The following is a 21,698-nucleotide window of genomic DNA, read 5'->3' as shown; positions in this document are numbered from 1 at the left end:
GGTGGCCGCGTTAGTCTCGCGGCTAGGAAGCCTCGTTGACGAATACGTTGGCGATTGACGAGGAAACGCCCATCACTTCGTCATTCTGGGGCGGAGCAAGGAGCGCAGCGACGCGGCGCAGACCCCGGAATCCATGCCGGGACTCCGGTGCGCTGCCACGGTGCAGAATTTGCTCCGCTGCACTTCACGGCCAAGGTCGCGGCATGGATCCCAGGGTCTCCGCGACGCCGCTGCGCGGCTGCTTCGCCCAGGGATGACGGCCTCATGGTGACGTGCGGACATGTGAATGTCGGACTCATGTGCCCATACGCGCAGGAATAAATTCCTCATGACTCTGCTTGACTCTTCGGATCGCCTCTGGAATCTATAGGGAACATAACAGGAACAATTGTGAGTGAAAGCTGACCGTCATGGCGATGACCGCCGTGGCGCGGGAGACTGTTTTTTCCCTGCGCCGCCAGATCGCGAAAATAGAGGGAACGCTGCCCGAGCGCCTGCAGGCGCCGGCGGCGGCGACCCTTGATGCCGGCGCCGGTACTGGCAGCGATCTGACGATCGTCCGGCGCGGCCTTGCCGCGGCCTTGCCGGATGCTTTCCTGCCCATCGGCATCGATCGGCTCGATGCCGCGCTCAGGGGCGGCCTGCCGAAAGCCGCCCTGACCGAAATCCATGGCCTGGAAACCCGCGATGCGGGAGCCGTGGCCGGCTTCGCTCTATCGCTCGTCAGCCTGATCCTCAACCGGGCGCAGGGGCTGCCCATCTTATGGATCGGGACATCGGAAATTTTCCACGAGGCCGGCTTTCCCTACGCCAGGGGGCTGCATGGCTGCTTCGGCATCGAGCCCGGGCAATTGCTGTTTTCCGAGGCGCCCAGGCTTGTCGATGCGCTGTGGATCGCCGAGGAGGCCGCCAGGATGACCGCGCTTGCCGCCGTCATCCTGGAAATCCGCGGCAATCCGCAGCGGCTGGACCTGACCGCGACATGCCGCCTGCATGCGCGGGCGCAAGGTGCCGGCCGGCCGGTGTTCCTGCTGCGGCAGGCGGCCGAGCCGGAACCGACGGCGGCGCCTCTTCGTCTGATCGCCGCGTCGGCGCCGGCCGTGCCGCGCGCCACGGTCGCCGGGCCGCTCGCCGGCTCGATCGGCCACCCCGCCTTCACCATCAGCATCGGCAAGAGCCGCACGGCCCTGCCTGGACAATTCACACTGGAGTGGAACCCCGATGAACGCAGATTCGAGGAAAGACGGGGCGACGAAAGACACGGTGGAGGCAGCGAATGGGCAGAGAATCCTGTCCCTGTGGTTTCCCTATCTGGCGACCGAAAGGATCCTGCGGCAGCGTCTGGGGAAATCCTGGCGTTCCCGGCCATCGGATCATCCGCGGCCATCTCACCCACCGCTCGTGATCAGCCACCGCCAGGGCAACGCGCAGCGCATCTCGGCCCTCGACGAGCGGGCTGAGGCGCTGCACCTGAAGCGCGACATGGGGATTGCCGATGCGCGCGCCATGCATCCGTCGATCGACATCGTCGAAGCCGATCCGGAGGCCGACCGGCGCCTGCTCGAGGGCCTTGCCGACTGGTGCGACCGCTACACGCCGCTGGTCGCGCTGGACAGCATTGATGGCCTGTTCCTCGACGTCACCGGCTGCACCCATCTGTTTGGCGGCGAACGCGCCATGCTGGACGAGATCCTGTCGCGCTTCTTCCACCAGGGTTTCGACGTCCGCCCCGGGCTTGCCGGCACGCCCGGGGCGGCCTGGGCGGCGGCACGCTTTTGCGGCGACCGCATCGTTGTATCGGGCGAGGAGGAAGCCTTGCTTGCCCCCTTGCCGCTGGCCGCCCTCCGCATAGCGCCGGAAACCCGGACCAGCCTGGAAAGTGTAGGGCTGCGCACGGCGGGCGCCGTCATGGCCGCGCCGCGCGCGCCGCTCGCCCGCCGCTTCGGCGCTTTGCTGCTCCAGCGCCTCGACCAGGCGCTTGGCCGTCTCGACGAAGCGATCTCGCCGCGCCTTCCCGTCGCGCCGCTTTCGGTCGAACGCCATCTCGCCGAGCCCGTCACGCTGACGGAGGAGATAGAACGGCTGGTGGGCATGCTGGCGACGACCTTGAAGACCGACCTCGAACGCCGCGGCGAAGGCGCCCGGACGCTGGCGCTGCTGCTCTTTCGCGTCGACGGCGCCGTCAGCCGCATCGCGCTCGGCACCTCGCGGCCGATGCGCGAACCCTTGCTGATCCGGAAATTGTTCCATGAGCGGCTGGCCGCGCTCGAGCAGCATATCGATGCCGGCTATGGCTTCGATCTGGTGCGCCTCTCGGTGCTGGCCGTCGCCGCTTTCGACACGCAGCAGACCGATCTGACCGGTGAAGCGGTGGATGATGGCGCCGACATCGCCCTGTTCGCCGACCGTATCCGCGCCCGCCTCGGCGAGGGCGCGGTTCTGCAGCCGGTTCCCGTGGAAAGCCATCTGCCCGAACGCGCCGTCGCCATCGTCCCCTTCAGCGAGGCGCCGCGCCGGACCACGCCGCCGAAGAAGCCGGACAGGATGCAGGCGCCGATGACCATCTTTCCGCCGGAACGGCCGATCCGGTTGTTCCGCGCGCCCGAGCCCATCGATGTGCCGGCCACCGAAATGCCGGAGGGACCGCCGCTGCATTTTCGTTGGCGCCGCGCGCTTTACCGCGTTACCCGTGCCGAAGGTCCGGAGCGCATCGCCGCCGAATGGTGGCGCGAGGCGCCAGGCGATCCGGCGGCATCGACACGCGACTATTTCCGCATCGAGGATGCCGATGGCCGCCGCTACTGGCTCTACCGGCAAGGCCTGTACGGCGGCGTCTCGCAGATCCCGCCGCGCTGGTTCATGCACGGGGTCTTCGCATGAACGCGCTGACCGTCATCCCCTATGCCGAGTTCGGCATCCAGTCGAACTTCTCCTTCCTGCGCGGCGCCTCCAAACCCGAGGAACTGGTGGTCGCGGCCAAGCTCATGGGCTTCTCCGCGATCGGGCTCGCCGACCGCAACAGCGTGGCCGGTGTGGTGCGCGCCTGGCAGCAGGCCAAGGTCGAAAAGCTTGCCTATCACCCCGGCTGCCGGCTGGTTTTTGGTGACGGCACGCCGGACATTCTCGCCTATCCCAGGGACCGCAAGGGCTGGGGGCATCTGTGCCGCATGCTCACCCAGGCCAATCTGCGCGACGAGACCGAAAAGGGCGCCACCCTGCTCCGGCGCGACGACCTGCTCGAATGGGGCGACCGGATGTCGCTGGCGGTCCTGCCCGATCTGGCGGCCGGCGCGCAGGACAGCCTGGTTTTGCTCCGCCAACTCCAGGACCGCTTCGGCAGGGCCCTGCGGCTCGGCGTCTCACCCTGTTATGCCGGCCATGATCGCTTTCGGATCGAGCAGGCGGCGGCGTTTGCCGAGAGTGCCGGCATACCGCTGATGGCGACCAACGATGTGCTCTATCACACGGCCGAACGCCGCCCGCTGCAGGACGTGCTGACCGCGATCCGCCTCAATGTTCCGGTCGCCGAGGTGGGGCTGGAACTGACCGCCAATGCCGAACGCCATTTGAAGCCCCCGCTGGAAATGGCGCGCCTGTTCCGCAGGCACCCGCAAGCGCTGGCGGAGACGCTGCGTTTCGGCGAAGAGCTGACCTTCTCGCTCAGCGACCTCCAGTACAATTATCCCGACGAGCCGACGGAATCGGGCCTCGGCCCGCAGGCGGAGCTGGAAAGGTTGGCAAGGGAGGGAGCGGTCAACCGCTACCCGGCAGGTGTGCCTGAATCCGTGACCAAGCGCATCGAGGAAGAGCTCGCTCTGATCGAGCGCCTCAACTATGCCCGTTACTTCCTGACCGTCTACGACATCGTCAAGTTCGCGCGCGGCAAGGATATTCTCTGCCAGGGGCGTGGGTCGGCCGCCAACTCGGTCGTCTGTTTCTGCATCGGCATCACCGAAGTGGGGCCGGAAAAGATCAATTCGCTTTTCGAGCGCTTCATTTCCGAGGAAAGGAACGAACCGCCGGATATCGACGTCGATTTCGAGCACGAAAAGCGCGAAACTGTCATCCAGTACATCTACGAGAAATACAGCTCCAAGCGTACCGCCCTTGCCGCCGCCGTCATCAGCTATCGCGGCCGTTCGGCGCTGCGCGAAGTATCGAAGGCGATGGGCCTGTCGGAGGATGTCCGGGCGTCCCTTTCCGGCTCGATCTGGGGCTGGTCGACCTCGGAACTCGGCGAGAAGGAGGCGAGGGCCGGCGGGCTCGACCGCGGCGACCCCATATCGCGGCATGTGATGGAGCGCGCCAACGAGATCATGGGTTTTCCCCGCCACCTCTCCCAGCATGTCGGCGGCTTCGTCATCACCAGGGACCGACTCGACGAGATCGTTCCCATCGTCAAGACGGCGATGGACGAGCGCAAGATGGTCGAATGGGACAAGGACGATCTGGACTCGGTGAAGATCCTGAAAGTGGATGTGCTGGCGCTCGGTATGCTGACCTGCCTGCAACGCGCCTTCACCCTGCTAACGGACCATTATCCGAAGGCACGAGATGAATTTGGCCGGCCCTATGTGCTGGCCACTCTCCCGGCGGAGAACCAACGTGTCTACGACATGATCTGCCGTGCCGATACGCTCGGCGTCTTCCAGATCGAATCGCGCGCGCAGATGTCGATGCTGCCGCGTCTCAAGCCACGCGAATTCTACGACCTCGTCATCGAGGTGGCGATCGTACGCCCCGGCCCTATCCAGGGCGACATGGTCCACCCTTATCTGCGTCGCCGGCAAGGCAAGGAAGCGGCCGAGTATCAAAAACCGGAGCTGGAAGCGATCCTCGGCAAGACGCTTGGCGTGCCCCTGTTTCAGGAACAGGCGATGAATATCGCGATCGTCGCCGGCGGTTTCAAACCGGGTGAGGCCGACGAATTGCGCCGCGCCATGGCCACCTTCAAGCGCACCGGCACCATCGGCAATTACCGCCAGCGCATGATCGACGGCATGGTCGGCAAGGGCTACACGAAGGACTTCGCCGAGCGCTGCTTCAAGCAGATCGAGGGTTTTGGCGAATACGGTTTTCCCGAAAGCCATGCCGCCTCCTTCGCGCTGCTCGTCTACGCCTCCTGCTGGTTCAAGACCTTCTATCCCGACGTGTTCTGCGCCGCGATCCTGAACTCGCAGCCTATGGGCTTCTATCAGCCGGCGCAGCTGGTGCGCGACGCCCGCGACCATGGCGTCGACATCCGCGAGGTCGACGTCAATTTCTCCGTCTGGGACTGCACTTTGGAAAAGGCGTCTTTCGACCCGGCCCGCATCCTGCCGCGCCATGCCGACATGCGCGGTGTCATCGAGACAAGCCATGCGCTGCGGCTCGGCTTCAGGCAGGTCAAGGGACTTTCCAAGGAACGCATGGAGGCTTTCGTCGAGCGGCGCGGCGCCGGCTACTCGACCGTCAGGGAGGTCTGGCTGCGCTCCGGCCTCAATGTCGACGAGATCGAGAAGCTGGCGCAGGCCGACGCCTTTCGGTCCATCGGCCTCGACCGCCGCGCGGCACTTTGGGAGGTCCGCGCGCTGGACGGCAAGAGTGCCGCCGAGAAGCTGCCGCTGTTCGACCAGCCGGCGCTCGGCCTGCGCGAGCTGGAACCACAGACGAAGCTGCCGAAAATGCCGCTCGGCGAGCATGTCATCCACGATTACCGCTCGCTCGGCCTGTCGCTGAAGGCGCATCCGGTCGCCTTCCTGCGCGAGCGGCTCGACCGCGCCGGCGTTACCCCCAATGCCAGCCTGCCGTCCGTGCGCGACGGCAGGCGGGTCTCCGTTGCCGGTCTGGTGCTGGTGCGCCAGCGCCCCGGCAAGGGCAACGCGATCTTTCTCACGCTGGAAGACGACAAGGCCGTCGCCAATGTCATCTTCTGGGAAAGAACTTTTACCCGCTTCCGGCCAATCGTCATGGGCGCGCGCTTCGTCAAGGTCAGCGGGAAACTTCAGTCGGAATCAGGTGTCGTCCACATCGTCGCCGAGAAGATCGAGGACCTGACGCCCTGGCTGACCGTGCTCTTGGAAAAGGTCAGCCAAGCCGTACCGCCAAATGCCGATCCCTCGGGCAGCACCAGCCAATCCGCAATACCGAAAGTCGGACAGGACCTCGCTATGCTGTCGGAAGAGGCGGAAAGGGTCATGCCCAAGGGGCGCAATTTTCAGTAGGCGCGGGCCGGGCCCCTCACCATCAAACGCTGGCGGGCCAGCGCCGTAGAACGCCAACCTCAATGTCCGGCCACACTCTATGACGATGAACTGCCCGGCCCGCCCAGCTTTGGCGGCGACAGCACATCCTCGGCCGAGATGGTCCGCGCTTCCGAGGGAAGCATGATCGGGATGCCGTCGCGCACGGGATAAGCGAGCTTGGCGACCCGCGAGATCAGCTCGCCACGTTCGGGGTCCCAGGCCAGCGGCCCCTTGGTCAGCGGGCAGGCCAGGAGTTCCAGCAGCTTCGGGTCGACATTGGTTTTCTTTCCATCACGCCCATCCGCCATTGCGTCCCCTTTCCAGCTTCAGGCCTGCATTCACCTCACTGCAGGCTCGAGCCAAAATCCTCATTCTCGCGCGCCAGCGTCATCTCGGTGATGGCAATCAGCGTCTCGGCCCTGGTTTTCAGGTCCGCCGCCTCGAGCAACGCCTGCTTCTCGGCTGGTCCGTAGGGCGCCATCATCGACAGCGCATTGACCAGCATGGCGTTTTCGGCGCGGCTGACGCTTTCCCAGTCGGCTTCCAGATCATTGGCCTGCAGATAGGCGCGAAAGGCCCGCAGCAGCGCCGGCCGGTCGATTTCATCAGCCGCCTGCTCCTCGTCGAGATCGGCGAGGAAGGGCGCCGGTTTGCACTGGCGGAACGGCGTCTTGACCGTCAGCTCGTGGGCGATGCGGAACCGGCACACGCCTTGCAGCGAGATCAGGTAGCGGCCGTCGCCGGTCTCCGAAAAAGCGATGATGCGGCCGATGCAGCCGACATTGCAAAGTTCCGGCTCGCCATCCTCGCGCAACGCGCCATTGAGGCCGGGCTGGATGATGCCGATGACGCGCGAGCCGGCGACCGCCTCGTCCACCATCTGCAGGTAGCGCGGCTCGAAGATGTTGAGCGGCATGCGGCCGCCCGGCAGCAGGAGGGCGCCCTCGAGCGGAAAAAGCGGGATCGTCGGCGGCAAATCCTTGGCGAGCCGGTAATGCGCGTTTCCCGCTTGCACCTCGTTCCTCCCGATCGCTTCCATTGCGAAGCGTCAACCTGCCCTGTCCTATCTGGCGCGCAGGCCCGACGCCACAAGCCCGTGCGACAAAACAACCGATAACCGGCTCAGGAAAACAGCAACGCCGACAATTTGCGGCGCGCCGCAAGCGTCGCCTCGTCGGTCATGCCCCAAGCCTCGAACAGCTGCAGCAACTGCGTCCTGGCGCCATCCTCGTTCCAACTCCGGTCGGCCTTGATGATGGCCAGCAGGTTGTCGGCGGCTGCCGTGCGGTCGCCCTTGGCGTTCTGGATCATGGCCAGATCGAAACGCGCCTGATGGTCGCCGGGGTTTTCGGCCAAGCGCCGTTCGAGCTCGGCCGGATTGCCCAACGCCGCCGCCTGCGCGGCCAGCGCGATCTTGGCACGCAGGGCAGCCAGCGGCGGTGCATCCTTCTTGGCCTCCGGCGCCGTTGCCAGGAGCGCCTCGGCACCCTCTGTGTCGCCGGTTTCGAACAACAGGTCGCCCAGCCCGCCAATCGCCTCGACCGTCTCCGGCGCCTGCGCCAGGATGGCGTCATAGATGTCGGCGGCGGCCTGCATATCGCCGGCGTCGCGGGCTTCTGTTGCCGCGGCCAGGGCCTCGGCCACCGGCGGCGCGCCATTGCCCTTGCCGCCGACCTTGGTGATGAACTCGTTGATCTGGCTCTCGGGGATGGCGCCCATGAAGCCGTCGACCGGCTGGCCGTCCTTGAAGGCAATGACCGCCGGAATCGACTGGATGCCGAGCTGGCCGGCGATCGAGGGATGATCGTCGATGTTCATCTTGACCAGCTTGACCCTGCCGCCGGCGGCCTTGACCGCCTTTTCCAGCTGCGGGGTGAGCTGCTTGCAAGGTCCGCACCATGGCGCCCAGAAATCGACCAGCACCGGCTGGCGGCGCGATTCCTGGATGACGTCGGCGGCGAAGGCGGCGGTCGTCGTGTCCTTGATGACATCGCCGCCGGCAGGGCCCGCGGGCGCATCGCCAAGTGCGGCCTTCGCCGGCGCCGGCGCCGTTCCGCCATACTGCACCGTGGTGGCATACTGGCCGCCAGTGTTTCCGAATGATCCGCCAAACGGATTGTTGTCGCTCATCTCGTCACCCTTTCGGTCGCGCCCCCGGCCCGCGGCTCGGCGCCATGTCTCAATTGGAAATCGGCTTCGCCATCCATGTGGCGATCATGCCGAGACTTTCAAGATAGCAGCATCGTGCCCGGTTGCCTCGACGAATCTGATGAGGTCGGCCGCCGCGATCGATGTCGTCGCCTCGTTGGTCAGTGGATGCGCGTTGATCACGGCATGGTCCATCAAGTCCTTGTCGAGTACCAGCTTGACCCTGTTTTCCCTGTCGTTGATGACACCGAAGACGGTGACCGCGCCCGGCGTGACGCCCAGAAGCTCCATCAGCATCTCCGGCTTGCCGAAGGAAACCCGGCCGGCGGCGCCGATCGACTGGTGGATCTGCTTGAGATCGACGACCGCGTCCTCGCCGACGGTGACCAGGAAGAAATTGTCCTTCTTGTCCTTCAGGAACAGGTTCTTGGTGTGCCCGCCGGCGATTTCCCCACGCAGCGCCTGCGAATCGGCCACCGTATAGAGCGGCGGATGGCGTATCGTCGAAACGGCGATGCCGAGTTCGGCAAGAAAGGCCATCAGTTCAGCTTCGGTCTTCGGCATCGATCGTCTTCTCGTCCGTTTCTTGGCCTTGCCGTTTACGGCCAATGCGGCGACCTACACAAGGCCGTCGCGCAAGGAGCGATGAAATCGGCGCGTCGCGGACGGTTTGCCGGCATCGTTCGAGAGTTGCAAAAAGCCTGCTATTTCCCTGTTGCAATCGCCGCGCTCTTCAGCCATATAGGCCCGGCTTGCGGCCTAGACGCCGTGTGAGCGGGTGTAGCTCAGGGGTAGAGCACAACCTTGCCAAGGTTGGGGTCGAGCGTTCGAATCGCTTCACCCGCTCCAATTTCCTCCCAGGGAATCAAGCATCGAAAAGCCGCGGTTCGCCGCGGCTTTTTCGCTTTCTGGCGGCCAACAGCCTAGGCGGGTCGTCCGAAACCTGCCCATCATCTCCCGGAAAATCACATAAAATTACAGGAGGAACGCTTCCCGCCAGGCCTCGTTAGCCTCCATCAACCGACAGATGGAGAAGACGATGCCAAACATTTCCGTACAAGATATTTCCGGCAAGCGTGTCGCCATTCTGGCAACCAACGGCTTCGAGCAGTCCGAGTTGGAAATCCCCTTGAAGAAACTGCGCGCCGCGGGCGCGCAAGTGGACGTCGTTTCGCTCGAAGGCGGCGAGATCAAGGGCTGGGATCACAAGGATTGGGGCCGGACCGTCCCCGTCGACAAGATTTTGGCCGAAGCACGGGCGGATGACTACGATGCGATCGTCCTGCCTGGCGGCGTCATCAATCCGGACCTGCTGCGGGTCGAGCAGAAGGCTCTGGATTTCATCACATCCTTCTGGTCCGCCAAGAAGGTCGTCGGCGCGATCTGCCATGCGCCCTGGCTTCTCGTCGAGACCGGGATCGCCAAAGGCCGCCGCATCACCTCCTACAAGTCGGTCAAGACCGACGTAGTCAATGCCGGCGGTCTTTGGGAAGACAGCGCGGTCGTGACCGATCAGGGGCTCGTCACCAGCCGCAACCCCGGCGACCTCGATGCATTCTGCGACAAGCTCGCCGAGGAAATCAGGGAAGGCCGGCATGACAGGCGGGCGGCGGCCTAGAGCAATTCCAGGAAAAGTGAGCAATTCCAGGAAACGTGTTTAACGACTTCCGTCCGGAATTGCGTATAAACAAAGAGTTAGAGCGGTCGCCGATCTCAATCGGGCGCTGAACCGCTCTAACGTCTACCGGCGTGTCAGTGTTTGGCACCCGACGTGTCGCCGGCGGCATCCGCACCAGCCTGCTTTCGTCCTGCGGCCAGTTTACCGGACTCGAACTCCTCGACCGCCTTGTCCCAGCAGGCCTTTTCACGGTCGGGCATCAGGCCTTCCCGTTCCCAAAGTTGGTGGGCCCGCTTCCTGATATGCGCGACACGTTCTTCTTGGCTGATCACCATGGCCGTGTTCCTCTGGATTTCCTGAGGAAGCAACCGGACAGCGTCTGAAATGTTCCATCCGGATGTCGTCAAACTCGGCCAAGTCGAACAATTCATCCAGGTCCGCGATTCGATGCGCTTCTTGCCTTCAGGCGCTCTTCGTCCGCTCCACCTTGCGCACCGACGCCTGGTGCACCAGCAAGGTCCAGCTGTTGGTCGAGGCGAGGTGGCAATATCATCAAGCAACCAGCTTGATTGTCCGCACCCGCGGTGCTCCGTTGCCGATTGGGGCATACGGAGACGTTTCATGACGGGTTTTGTCGACCGCCAGCGAGCCACGCATTTGATGCAACGCGCCGGCATGGCGGCGCTGGTGCTCTGCGCGCCCGAGGCCTTCCACTATGCGACCGGCGCGTCGATCGGCCCGGCAGGCCTGTTCCGCCGCGCCGGCGCCGGCTTCGTCGTCATCCCGGCCAGACAGGACCTGCCGATCGGCGTCGTGGTCGCTGACTTCAACGCCGCGCAACTGCGGACCGCCGCGCCCGAGATGGTTGTGTGTTCGCACCCGATCTGGATCGAATCCGCGCCGGTCGGGACAGGATCTTCCGGGCTTGCCCTGGCGGAGCGTATCGAGGCCGGCCTGGCTTCGCTCGACCGCGCGCCGGATTTCTCGCGTCCCGCCACCTTCGATCTCGCTGGCTCCGTGCGCCAGCTGCAAGCCATGCTCATCGATTTCGGGCTGGAGCGCGCCACGCTCGGCCTCGACCTCGACTTCATTCCCGCCGCCGATTTTGCCGCCATCCAGGCGCTGCTGCCGGATTGCCCTGTTGTCGACGGGTCGTCCGTGCTGGACCGGCTGCGCGCCGTCAAGTCGCAGCGCGAGATCGACCTCCTGCGGCAAGGCATCATCTTGTCCGAAGCCGGGCTGGAGCGGCTGCAGGTCGACGCCATGGCCGGCATGCGCCAGGGCGACCTCGTCGCGCTCTACCGGCAAGGCGTCGCCACGGCGGCGGCCGGCTTGTCTCATCCGGTCATCACGGCCGAATATGTGACGCTGGGCGCCCGGGCCAAAGGCGCCGACGCCAGGGCCGTGGCTGGCGATCCGCTGAAATGCGACATGGTCTGCACGGTCGGCGGCTACGCCTCCGACATGTCGCGCAACTTCACCTTCGGCCCGCCCTCGGCGGATCAAGCGGCGCTGCACGCCATTGCCGAGCGCGCCTTCGAGGATGGTCTGGCCGAGCTTGTCCCCGGAAATACGCTCGCCCATGTCCACCGCGTCGCCACCGGAAGCCTGGCGCGGCAAGGCCTGCGCTTCTATCGTCGCGGCCATTTCGGCCACGGCGTCGGCCAGTCGGTCTTTTCCGAACAATGGCCGTTCATCGCCGCCGATAGCGATATCGCGATCGAGGCCGGCATGGTGCTGGCGTTCGAGATCCCGCTCTACATCGACGGCCTCGCCAGCTTCAATCTCGAGGACCAGTTCCTGATCACGCCGGATGGACCGGTAGTGATGAACCGGCTGCCGAGGCGGCTGGAGGTGATTGGATAGGAAGGCAGGGGTTGGCGCGCTTGCGTTGCCCATTGCGAGGCAGCACTCTACGGCGCCCCCCTCTGCCCTGCCGGGCATCTCCCCCCCCTCAAGGGGGAGATTGGCGGTTTCGGCGCCGGCTTCTCTTCTTGCAGCGTCGAAAATTGGCGAAGGCGGTCGTGACAAGCAATCTCCCCCCTTGAGGGGGAGATGTCCGGCAGGACAGAGGGGGGCGCCACGGAACTCGGCGGTGATGCCTGGGCACGCATCGGCTGCAACGGTGCCGGGTGCATGGAACGACAGCGTACAGACATGATAAGAAATCGGGTCGAAAGCGGGCTAAGGAAGATCGACTTCATGACCGGAGCTGCCAGAGAGGCGGGCGCGGCGCCTCTTCCTTCCCCCCTTGTGGGGGAAGGTGGATCGGCGCGACAGCGCCGAGACGGATGAGGGGTGTTCCAGCGGAGTGAGACGCTGGTGTTCCCTGGAGCACCCCTCATCCGACCTCGCTTCGCGAGGCCACCTTCTCCCACAAGGGGAGAAGGGAAGACCGGGCGGCGCACTGTGAAAGGAAGAGGGAAGAAGACAGATGCTCGAAATGTCACCATCCAAACAGGCGGCCGCTTGGCTTGGTTCCTTTTCGCAGGCGCTTGAATTCGGCGACGTATCGGCGGCGGCCAACCTGTTCGTCGACGATTGCTACTGGCGCGACCTGCTGACCTTCACCTGGAACGTCACCACCATGGAAGGCCGCGACGCCATCGCCGATATGCTGAAGTCGACGCTGGCGACGACCAGGCCCGCCGCATGGCAGCTTTCCGGTGAAGCGACCTCGGACGAAGGCACGATCGAGGCCTGGTTCACCTTCGAAACGTCGGTGGCCACGGGACAAGGCATCATGCGCCTGTGTGACGGCCGCTGCCGCACGCTGTTCACGGCGATGACCGACCTGAAAGGGTTCGAGGAGCGCAAGGGCGCGGCGCGGCCGCTCGGCGTGCGCCACAAGGCCGACCCGGAACGCGAAACCTGGTCGGAAGCGCGGGCGCGCGAGACGCGCGAGCTTGGCGCCTCCGAGCAACCCTATTGCCTGGTCATCGGCGGCGGCCAGGGCGGCATCATGCTCGGCGCACGGCTGCGTCAGCTCGGCGTGCCCACCATCGTCATCGAGAAGAACGAACGGCCCGGCGATTCCTGGCGCAACCGCTACCGCACGCTCGTGCTGCACGATCCGGTCTGGTACGATCATCTGCCCTACATTCCGTTCCCCGACAATTGGCCCGTCTTCACGCCCAAGGACAAGATGGGCGACTGGCTGGAAATGTACACGCGCGTCATGGAGCTGAATTACTGGGCCGCCACCAAGTGCCTCAGCGCCAGTTACGACGAGGGCGAGAAGGTCTGGACCGTAGTGGTCGACCGCGCCGGCCAGCGCATCACGCTGAAGCCGAAGCACATCGTCTTCGCCACCGGCGCCTATGGTCCGCCGCGCAAGATCGAGCTGCCCGGCGCGGACCAGTTCAAGGGCGAGCTGCTGCATTCCAGCCAGTATGCCAGCGGTGAGAAATTCCGCGGCAAAAAGGTCGCCGTCATCGGCGCGGCCAGTTCCGGGCACGATGTCTGCGTCGACCTCTGGGAGAGCGGCGCCGACGTCACCATGGTCCAGCGTTCGCCGACCACCGTGGTGAAGTCGGACACGCTGATGCAGGTCGGCTTCGAAATCTTCTCCGAGGATGCGCTGGCGCGCGGCATCACCACGGAAAAGGCCGACATGATCGTCGCCTCGACGCCGTTCGCGCTGGTGCCCAAGGGCCAGCGCGCGCTCTACGACGTCATCCGCGCGCGCGACGCCGCCTTCTACGAGCGTCTCGCCGCGTCCGGCTTCGCGCTGGATTTCGGCGACGACGAGACCGGCCTTTTGATGAAGGCCTACCGCACCGGCTCGGGCTATTACATCGATGTCGGCGCGTCCGACCTCATCATCGACGGCAAGATCGGCATCCGCAGCGGCGTCGCGGTAAAATCGCTGACAGCCAAGGGCATCCTGTTCGAGGACGGCGGCGAGATCGAGGCCGATGCCATCATCGCCTGCACCGGCTACCAGTCGATGAACGAGAACGTGGCCGCTCTCGTCTCGCGCGAGGTCGCCGACAAGGTCGGCCCGTGCTGGGGCCTCGGCTCCGGCGTCAAGGGCGACCCCGGCCCCTGGCAAGGCGAATTGCGCAACATGTGGAAACCGACGGCGCAGGACGCATTGTGGTTCCACGGCGGCAACCTGGCCCTGTCGCGGTTCTATTCGAAATATGTAGCGCTGCAGATCAAGGCGCGGATGGAAGGGATCGAGACGCCGGTGTATGGGGCGGTCAGCAACGCGCCACGGTGAAGCTGCCGATCTCCCCCCGCGTGGGGGAGATGGCCGGCAGGCCAGAGGGGGGCGCTGTCCTGCCAGCCTCTCAATCAATTGCGATAGCGCGCTTCGGGCAGGTTCTTGCCGTCGCAGGATTACGAGGGTTTGCGTTCCGTCGCGCCCCCCTCTGCCCTGCCGGGCATCTCCCCCACGAGGGGGGAGATCGGCTAATCATGCCTATGCCCGAAATGCCGGGCCGCGACCTCGACATGGCTATGCGCGGCATGCGCTTCGAAACGCTCGGTCTCGCTGACATCGTTCGCCGCCTCGTTCGGCCACCAGGTGCCGCCGATGACGATGCCTTCCGACATCAGCCGCTGGTCGGCGACCAGCGAGGCGCCGACCGCGTCGATGAAGGTGAAGCGGCCCGGACGCTGCCGCAGGACGGCGACGTCGCCGGCGGTGCCGACCGCCAGCGTGCCGAGATCGGGCCGCGCGATCGCCTGTGCCGGCGCTTGCGTCGCGGCGCGCAAAACCTCGACCAGCGGCATGCCGAGCGCCATCAGCTTCGACATGCACACCAATATGTCGAAGGCCGGCCCGTCGACGCAGTAGAGATGCACGTCGCTCGAAATGACGTCGGGCGCCAGCCCTTCGGCCAGCATGGCGCGGGCGACGTCGAAATCGAACGAGCCCATGCCGTGGCCGAGATCGAAGATGACGCCGCGCTCGCGCGCCAGCCGCATGTCGGGCCGCACCATGCCGGAGGCGAACACCGGCGCATTGGGGAACGGCCGGAAGCAATGGGTGAGGATGTCGCCCCGGCGCAGGCGCGGCAGCACTTCGGAGCGGCCGGGCGGCGGCTCGTCTATATGCGCCATCAGCGGCAGCCCGGCCTTGTCTGCGGCTTCCAGCGCCAGATCGACCGGCGCGATGCCGCTGGTGCCACCGGCATGCTTGCCGGAGCGCACCTTGACGCCGACGACGACGTCGGCGTGCTCGCGCACCGCCGCCACCACCTCGCGCGGTTCGCAAAGCCGGAGATCGCTGCATTCGCCGACCGACACCGTCTGCGAAAAGCCGAAAATGCCGGCAAAGGAAATGTTGACATAGGCCAGGATGCGCACTTTCGAGCGCTCCATGACATGACGGCGGAAGCCGAGGAAATTGCCCGCACCCGCGCTGCCGGCATCGATGAAGGTGGTGGTTCCGCTTTTTGTGGCGAGCCTGTCGGCATCGACGCCGAGCGAGGTGCCGCCCCAATAGACGTGGCTGTGCAGGTCGACCAGACCGGGCGCGACGATGCAGCCCGTCGCGTCGACCACCTGCGCGGCGCTGGTCACGGGGATATCGGCGTCGACGGCGGCGACACGGCGATTGGCGATGGCGACATCGCGTGGCGCGTCGACGCCGGACGCCGGATCGATCAGCCGTCCACCCTTCAGCAGGAGGTCGAATTGCATGGAGATGCCCTCCGCCTTGTTACTTTGCCTTTCAGGCCGGCCTGTACGCGACGGCCTCGACTTCGATCTTGATGTCGATCATCAGCCGCGATTCGACCGTGGTGCGCGCCGGCGGGTTCTTCGGGAAGTGCCTGGCATAGACCGCGTTGAAGCCGCCGAAGTCGCGCGCGTCCTCCAGCCAGACGGTGGTCTTGACCACGTCGTCCATCGTGCAGCCGGCCAGCGCCAGTGCTGCCTTCACATTGGCGAGCACCTGCTCGGTCTGTTCCGCAATGCCGCCCTTGACCACGATGCCGTCGCCGCCGACCGGAACCTGGCCCGAGACAAAGACGAAGTCGCCGGCCCGCACGGCGGGCGACAGCGGCACGTGGGATGTTCCAAAAGTCTGCTTGGGCAAGGGATGGCCTCCTCCGGTGACATGGCAAGGCACCGAGGCGGCGCCCGCTTCGGGACGAGATTTACCGCGATCGGGGTGATCCCGATAGGGCCCTTGTTGGAAAGCAACATTCCTCGAAATCCGTGTTGCTTTATTACAGAAGCGCTTGCATCGTGCGCGCTGCCGGACGGGCTCGACGCCACGACGGAGAGACGCCCTTGCGAGACCGGAGCCCCGACGATGACCTTCGACAAGAACCCGTTTCCTTCCGGTGACGCCGACCGCCACGCGCTGTGGGAGATGCTGGTGCGGCGCGACATCGACGCCTTCATCGGCCAGGACTGGTCCATGGTCGAGAACGACTTCGTCGCCGAAAGCTTCTTCGGCATGCACGCGCATTTCCTGGCCAACGCCGATGCCTGGCGATTGCAGTTCCCGCGGCTGGAGATCTATCGCGACGAGTGGCTGCGCCAGGCCAAGGAGACGGCGGCGACCAAATTCGCCGAGCCGCTGCGCGAGGCGCTGTTTCGCGTCACCAATCTGCGCGACATCGATGTCGACGGCGACCGCGCGGTGCTGCACAAGAAGTTCGACGGCAGCGTCGCCAAGGCGGATGGCAGCGTCGACCGGCTGAAATGGCAGACGCTGTATTTCTGCCGGAAGGTCGGCGGGAGCTGGAAGATAGCCGGCTTCGTCGGCTACATGCCTTATCCGCTGGGCGGCTAGCCGAGGCGCCGGCTGATTACCGTGCTGGCGCTCAGTAGAGCGTGATTAAAGCCGGCAGCAGTCCGCTTTCCCGGAGATACTCGACGAGTTCGATGATCGGGAAGATGGCGAGGAAATAGAGCCCGTCGAAAAAAGTGCGCTTCAGCGCGCGCGTCGAGAACTGCAGCTCGTCACTGTCGCGGTAGAGCAGCGGGTTCGGCCAGAACCGGGGCGTGGCCTTGATATAGGCGGTATAGGCCGGGCCGAACTTGCCCAGGAGATATTCGGCTTCCTTGCGCGCCGTGACGCGGAAGATCAGGAAGCTGGCAACGCCGAGGACGGCGGCCGCCACCAGCGACCCATAGAGCAGACCGATACCGATCGCACCGACCGTCGAGAAGAAGTAGAGCGGGTTCTGGGTCATCGAGAACGGGCCCGCCGAAACCAGCTCCTCATTCTTCTTGCCGCCGACATAGAGGATGCTCCACAGCCGGCCGGCGACGCAGGCGAGCACCAGGCAGAAGCCGAGGAATTCAAGCGTCTCGTGGCCGTTCGAGCCTTCGCTGAGCGCCGGCTTGGTCAGGAACAGCAGCAGCACCGCCAGCACTGCCGCGACGCGGGTGAAAATCAGCCGCTTGCGCTGGACGAAAGCCTTCGAAACCGGCTTGAGGGAGGCGTAGGTCATTGGTGTTTTCCTGGGGTGCTCTCTACGAGCCCGGCCACTGGGGCACGCCATTGATGGCGGATACAAGGCGGTCAGCGCACCTCGCGGCATTCGTAAAGGCCTTTTGCGCCAGGCAAAGCCATCCTTACGAATTTGTATGCCGCCAGACAGGCTGGAGTGAAGTCGCTTGCCTATTGTCCGGATGCCGGACAGCCGCCGCAACATCGACATCGGGACACCAGCCATGCTCGCGCCCAACACACCCCCCGCCGCACCAAGCCCCAACCGGGTTCCCGACGTCAGCCTCGATTTCTGGCTGATCAAGCTGATGGCGGTGACGATGGGCGAAACGGCGGCCGACTATCTCGCCGTCAACCTCGGTCTCGGGCTGACCGTCACCTCGCTGGTCATGACCGGCGTCCTGATCGTCGCTCTCGTCCTGCAGTTCGCGCGGAAACGCTACGTGCCCTGGGCCTACTGGCTGGCGGTGGTGCTGATCAGCGTCGTCGGCACGCTGGTCACCGACAACCTCGTCGACAATTTCGGCGTGCGCCTGCAGACCACCACGATTGCCTTCTCGGTGGTGCTCGCGGCAACGTTCGCGGTCTGGTACGCGAGCGAGCGGACGCTCTCGATCCACACCATCTTCACCACCCGCCGCGAGATCTTCTACTGGCTGGCGATCCTGTTCACCTTCTCGCTCGGCACCGCCGCCGGCGATCTTGTCGCCGAGAGTTTCGACATGGGCTATCTGGCCACGGGCCTGCTGTTCGGCGGCGTGGTCGCGCTCATCGCGCTCGCCTATTATCTCATCCACCTGAACGCCGTCCTGGCCTTTTGGCTCGCCTATATACTGACGCGTCCGCTGGGTGCCTCCTTCGGCGATTGGCTGTCGCGGCCGGCCGAATATGGCGGTTTGGGTTTCGGCACCATTTTCACCAGCCTGATCTTCCTCGGCTGTATCATCGCCCTGGTCCTCTCCATGACACTGAGGCAAACCGCCGGCGATGCCGACGAGATCCTGCTGGAATCGGACTGAGCAGCCGGCGGGCGCTGCGGCGGCAGCCGGCCTTGCGACCATCCTAGGAACGGACCCGTGCCGGTGATAGCCTGTCCCCGATATCGGCAATCAACCGGAACAGCGATGCGGCTACTTCTCGTCGAGGACGACCACAGGACGGCGGACTACATCGTCAGGGGATTGACCGAGGCCGGCCATGTCTGCGACCTCCTGCGCAACGGGCATGATGGACTTTTCGCCGCGACCAGCGGCGGCTACGACGTGATCGTCGCCGACCGGATGATCCCGGGCCTCGACGGCCTGTCGATGGTCAAGGCTGTCCGCGCCGCGGGCGTGCGCACACCGGCGATCTTCCTCACCTCCGTCGGCGGCATAGACGACCGCGTAGAGGGGCTCGAGGCCGGCGGCGACGACTATCTGGTCAAGCCCTTCGCCTTTTCCGAATTGCTTGCCCGCATCAACGCGCTTGGCCGGCGGCCGGCCGCGCAGGAGCAGAAGACCGTGCTCAGGGTTGCCGATCTCGAGATGGACCTGATCATGCGCCGCGTCGTCAGGCACGGCCAGCCGATCGACCTGCAGCCGAGGGAGTTCAGCCTGCTCGAGGTGCTGATGCGCGGCGAAGGCCGGGTCATCACCCGCACCATGCTTCTGGAACGCGTCTGGGATTTTCATTTCGATCCCAAGACCAGCGTCGTCGAGACCCATATCAGCCGGTTGCGGGCCAAGGTCGACAAGCCGTTCGATACCCAGCTCATCCACACCATCCGCAACACCGGCTACAGCCTGCACGCGCCGCTCTCCCAGTGATCGCGACATCCCGATGACCGCGACTTTCCCATGACCGCGACTTTCCCATGACGGCGACCTGGACCCGCCTGCTGCGCAGCACGCCGTTCCGGCTTGCCCTGACGTTCGCCTTCCTGTTCATGCTGGCCTTCGTGCTGGCGGGCGCCATCGTCTACCAGATGATGAGCGCCGACCTTGCCGAGCAGCTCGACGACACCATCAAGGAAACCTATTCCGTCATCGCCGCGACCTATGCCGACAAGGATCTCAAGGAGCTGGTGGAGACCGTCGAAAGCCACTCCGCGCGCAGCCTGATGAAGGCACAGCTCTTTTCGCTGACCGACGCAACCGGCAACCGTATCGCCGGCAACTTCACCGCCGCTGGGCTTCCCGACGGGTTCTCGATGTTCGGCGCCGAGATGCCTGGCCTGCCGCCGGGCACCGAATACCGCGCCTATTCCGGTTCGTTGGGTGCCAACACTTTGACCATCGCCTTCAGCCTCTCCGAGACGGAGGAGCTGGAGACGATCATGCTGATGAGCTTCGGCTGGGCGACCCTGATCATCACCGGCCTGGCCGTCACCGGCGGCGCCCTGCTCGCCTCGCGCGTCCAGCGCCGTCTCGACGGCATTGCCGCCACGATGGTCGACGTTTCGCATGGCAGGCTCGACACCCGCATCCCGCTGACCGGCAAGGGCGACGACATCGACATCGTCTCCAGCCAGGTCAACGCCGCGCTCGATCGCCTGTCGGCACTGGTCGAAGGCATGAAGCAGGTCAGCGCCGACATCGCGCATGATCTTAAGACGCCGCTCAACCGCCTGCAGATGATCCTGGAGGGCGCCGCCGACAAGGCCGCGCGGCACCAGGACGTCTCCGACGATCTGGCCGACGCGCGCACGGAAGGCCATCAGATCAACGAGACCTTCGACGCGTTGCTGCGAATCGCGCAGATCGAGGCCGGTGCGCGCAAGGCGCGTTTCACCAATCTCGATCTCGGCGAGATCCTGCGGACCATCGCCGAGATCTACACCGACGTGGCCGAGGACGACGGCAAGTCGCTGTCACCGCCGCTTCTGGAGGAGACGACGGGCCGGATCCACGGCGATCGCGAACTGTTGACGCAGATGGTCGCCAATCTGGTGGAGAACACGCTGCGCCATTGCCCGCCCGGCACCTCGATCAAACTGTCGGTGACGCGCCAGGGTGACCGCGTCCTTGCCAGCGTCGCCGACAACGGCCCCGGCATTCCCGCCGGCGAGCGCGAAAAAGTGTTTCAGCGGCTCTACCGGCTGGACCACAGCCGGTCGACGCCGGGCAGCGGTCTCGGCCTCAGCCTAGTCCGGGCCATCGCCGACCTGCACGGCGCGACCATCACGCTCGAGGACTGCCGGCCTGGGCTGGCCGTGGTGGTGAGTTTTCCCTTGGCGACGGATTAACTTCGGAAGTTGGCGAAAGCCGGTGTAACGGCCCATCTCCCGCTTGCGGGGGAGATGACTGGCAAGGCAGAGGGGGTGCTGTCCCGCCGACCTGTCGATCTGTGATCACGTCGATACACCGGCGGTTGTGTGCGTCAAGTTCTGCAAAATTGGGCGGCCATGGTGCTGGTCATGCGGCTTGGCGTAGAGCGAGTTTTTTGTGCTCGCGCAGATCGTCCATATTGATGTATCGGTTGGCCTCCATCCAGTTTTCGTTGGTCTCGACGGCCAATGCCCTGACCAGGCGCAGGCAGCTTTCGGCATTGGGGAAGATGCGCACGACATAGGTGCGCCGGCGGATTTCCTCATTGAGCCGTTCGAGCATGTTGGTGGACTTCAGGTGCTTGTGATGCTGGCGCGGCAGGCGAAAGAAGGTCATCGTGCTCTCGATGGTTTCCTCCGCCCACGTCGTCAGTCGTGGGTAGCGGCCCGACCATTTGGCAAGCCACGCGGCGAGATCGGCCTTGGCCTCGGCGAGATCGCGCCGGTCGTAGAGCCAGCGCAGTTCCTGCAGGCAGTCGTCGCCGTGCTTCCTCGGCAGATGATCGAGCGCGTTCCTGAGGAAGTGGACGTAGCAGCGCTGCCATGCCGCTTCCGGGATGACTTCGCCGATCGCCGCGACCAGGCCGGCATGATCGTCGGACACGACCAGCTCGACGCCCCTGAGGCCGCGCGCCTTCAAGCCGACGAGGAAGTCCCTCCAGGCCGAGCGGCTTTCGCGATTGGCCATCTCCACAGCCAGGATCTGACGCCGGCCGTCCCAGTCGATGCCAACCGCGATCAGCACCGCCTGGCTCATGACGATGCCGGCTTCGCGCACCTTCTCGTAGCGGGCATCGAGAATAAGGTAGGCAAAAGGCTCCTGAAGCGGGCGTTCGGCAAACGCCTTCAGGCTCTCGTCCAGGCGCTTGTTGATGGCCGAGATCGATGAGGCCGAGAAGGCATGACCGCACAGCTCTTCAGTGATCGCCTTGACCTTTCGGGTCGACACGCCCTGCACATACATTTCCGACAGTGTCGCCACCA

Annotated in this window: 19 protein-coding genes and 1 tRNA gene; 11 read left to right on the top strand and 9 right to left on the bottom strand. The window is 65.0% G+C overall.

What is annotated here, in order from left to right; translation table 11 throughout:
* Positions 1–410 precede the first annotated feature (410 nt).
* The 3 genes from O7B34_RS19510 to O7B34_RS19500 are packed head-to-tail and all read left to right on the top strand — an operon-like array spanning position 411 to position 6,203.
* The gene (locus tag O7B34_RS19510; RefSeq protein ID WP_337147608.1) at positions 411–1,460 is read left to right on the top strand and encodes an ImuA family protein; all 1,050 of its coding nucleotides are present in this window, start codon (positions 411–413) and stop codon (positions 1,458–1,460) included.
* Positions 1,402–2,880 (top strand): DUF6504 family protein, encoded by a 1,479-nt coding sequence (locus O7B34_RS19505; protein ID WP_337147607.1) that lies wholly within the window; start codon positions 1,402–1,404, stop codon positions 2,878–2,880. The genes O7B34_RS19510 and O7B34_RS19505 overlap by 59 nt, the downstream gene beginning before the upstream one ends.
* On the top strand, positions 2,877–6,203 hold the full coding sequence (locus O7B34_RS19500; RefSeq protein WP_337147606.1) for an error-prone DNA polymerase: 3,327 nt from the start codon (positions 2,877–2,879) through the stop codon (positions 6,201–6,203). Before O7B34_RS19505 ends, O7B34_RS19500 begins: the two co-directional genes overlap by 4 nt.
* Positions 6,204–6,280: 77 nt before the next feature.
* On the opposite strand, the gene O7B34_RS19495 is transcribed toward O7B34_RS19500, so the two are convergent.
* The 4 genes from O7B34_RS19495 to O7B34_RS19480 all read right to left on the bottom strand — a co-directional run bounded on the left by O7B34_RS19495 (position 6,281) and on the right by O7B34_RS19480 (position 8,936).
* The gene (locus O7B34_RS19495; RefSeq protein WP_337147605.1) at positions 6,281–6,532 is read right to left on the bottom strand and encodes a Trm112 family protein; all 252 of its coding nucleotides are present in this window, start codon (positions 6,530–6,532) and stop codon (positions 6,281–6,283) included.
* A 35-nt stretch (positions 6,533–6,567) separates the two neighbouring features.
* Positions 6,568–7,239: an LON peptidase substrate-binding domain-containing protein gene (locus O7B34_RS19490; protein ID WP_027145951.1), complete on the bottom strand. Its 672-nt coding sequence runs from the start codon at positions 7,237–7,239 to the stop codon at positions 6,568–6,570.
* 107 nt (positions 7,240–7,346) lie between these two features.
* Positions 7,347–8,354, bottom strand: coding sequence for a thioredoxin (gene trxA, locus O7B34_RS19485; RefSeq protein WP_337147604.1), 1,008 nt, complete (start codon positions 8,352–8,354; stop codon positions 7,347–7,349).
* A gap of 84 nt (positions 8,355–8,438) precedes the next feature.
* Positions 8,439–8,936 carry a prolyl-tRNA synthetase associated domain-containing protein gene (locus O7B34_RS19480; protein ID WP_140717896.1) on the bottom strand — a complete coding sequence of 166 codons (498 nt, stop codon included), beginning with the start codon at positions 8,934–8,936 and terminating at the stop codon, positions 8,439–8,441.
* 210 nt (positions 8,937–9,146) lie between these two features.
* Here O7B34_RS19480 and O7B34_RS19475 point away from each other — a divergent pair.
* Positions 9,147–9,221: transfer RNA gene (locus O7B34_RS19475), tRNA-Gly, on the top strand.
* 190 nt (positions 9,222–9,411) lie between these two features.
* On the top strand, positions 9,412–9,990 hold the full coding sequence (locus O7B34_RS19470; RefSeq protein WP_337147603.1) for a type 1 glutamine amidotransferase domain-containing protein: 579 nt from the start codon (positions 9,412–9,414) through the stop codon (positions 9,988–9,990).
* 134 nt (positions 9,991–10,124) lie between these two features.
* Here the strand turns inward: O7B34_RS19470 and O7B34_RS19465 are convergent, their stop codons facing one another.
* On the bottom strand, positions 10,125–10,325 hold the full coding sequence (locus tag O7B34_RS19465) for a DUF2934 domain-containing protein (RefSeq protein WP_337147602.1): 201 nt from the start codon (positions 10,323–10,325) through the stop codon (positions 10,125–10,127).
* Positions 10,326–10,611: 286 nt separating this feature from the next.
* Between O7B34_RS19465 and O7B34_RS19460 the strand changes: the two genes are divergently transcribed.
* Together O7B34_RS19460 and O7B34_RS19455 are read left to right on the top strand one after the other, a co-directional pair.
* Positions 10,612–11,856: a Xaa-Pro peptidase family protein gene (locus O7B34_RS19460; protein ID WP_337147601.1), complete on the top strand. Its 1,245-nt coding sequence runs from the start codon at positions 10,612–10,614 to the stop codon at positions 11,854–11,856.
* Positions 11,857–12,424: 568 nt separating this feature from the next.
* Complete coding sequence (locus O7B34_RS19455) at positions 12,425–14,215, top strand: NAD(P)/FAD-dependent oxidoreductase (RefSeq protein WP_337147599.1); 1,791 nt, start codon at positions 12,425–12,427, stop codon at positions 14,213–14,215.
* Between the two features lie 191 nt (positions 14,216–14,406).
* On the opposite strand, the gene O7B34_RS19450 is transcribed toward O7B34_RS19455, so the two are convergent.
* Together O7B34_RS19450 and O7B34_RS19445 are read right to left on the bottom strand one after the other, a co-directional pair.
* Positions 14,407–15,642, bottom strand: coding sequence for an amidohydrolase/deacetylase family metallohydrolase (locus tag O7B34_RS19450; protein ID WP_337147598.1), 1,236 nt, complete (start codon positions 15,640–15,642; stop codon positions 14,407–14,409).
* 31 nt (positions 15,643–15,673) lie between these two features.
* Positions 15,674–16,039 carry a RidA family protein gene (locus O7B34_RS19445; protein WP_337147597.1) on the bottom strand — a complete coding sequence of 122 codons (366 nt, stop codon included), beginning with the start codon at positions 16,037–16,039 and terminating at the stop codon, positions 15,674–15,676.
* Positions 16,040–16,258: 219 nt separating this feature from the next.
* Here O7B34_RS19445 and O7B34_RS19440 point away from each other — a divergent pair, with 219 nt between their 5' ends.
* Positions 16,259–16,744 carry a hypothetical protein gene (locus O7B34_RS19440; protein WP_337147596.1) on the top strand — a complete coding sequence of 162 codons (486 nt, stop codon included), beginning with the start codon at positions 16,259–16,261 and terminating at the stop codon, positions 16,742–16,744.
* 31 nt (positions 16,745–16,775) lie between these two features.
* On the opposite strand, the gene O7B34_RS19435 is transcribed toward O7B34_RS19440, so the two are convergent.
* Complete coding sequence (locus tag O7B34_RS19435; protein WP_337147595.1) at positions 16,776–17,408, bottom strand: methyltransferase family protein; 633 nt, start codon at positions 17,406–17,408, stop codon at positions 16,776–16,778.
* 223 nt (positions 17,409–17,631) lie between these two features.
* Here O7B34_RS19435 and O7B34_RS19430 point away from each other — a divergent pair, with 223 nt between their 5' ends.
* The 3 genes from O7B34_RS19430 (at position 17,632) to O7B34_RS19420 (ending at position 20,633) form a co-directional block, all read left to right on the top strand.
* Complete coding sequence (locus O7B34_RS19430; RefSeq protein ID WP_337147790.1) at positions 17,632–18,426, top strand: COG4705 family protein; 795 nt, start codon at positions 17,632–17,634, stop codon at positions 18,424–18,426.
* Positions 18,427–18,531: 105 nt separating this feature from the next.
* Positions 18,532–19,215 carry a winged helix-turn-helix domain-containing protein gene (locus O7B34_RS19425; RefSeq protein WP_337147594.1) on the top strand — a complete coding sequence of 228 codons (684 nt, stop codon included), beginning with the start codon at positions 18,532–18,534 and terminating at the stop codon, positions 19,213–19,215.
* A gap of 47 nt (positions 19,216–19,262) precedes the next feature.
* Entirely contained in the window at positions 19,263–20,633 is a 1,371-nt protein-coding gene (locus tag O7B34_RS19420) for a sensor histidine kinase (RefSeq protein WP_337147593.1), read from the top strand.
* Positions 20,634–20,802: 169 nt separating this feature from the next.
* On the opposite strand, the gene O7B34_RS19415 is transcribed toward O7B34_RS19420, so the two are convergent.
* Positions 20,803–21,698, bottom strand: an 896-nt coding sequence (locus tag O7B34_RS19415) for an IS256 family transposase (RefSeq protein WP_337147592.1), incomplete at its 5' end; no start/stop codon positions are given.

The organism is Mesorhizobium sp. Cs1299R1N3 (genome assembly GCF_037179625.1).
In the GTDB taxonomy this organism is placed as follows: Bacteria; Pseudomonadota; Alphaproteobacteria; order Rhizobiales; family Rhizobiaceae; genus Mesorhizobium; species Mesorhizobium salmacidum.
Note: the sequence above shows the minus strand (reverse complement) of the source record. Positions and strands in the feature narration are given on the sequence as shown.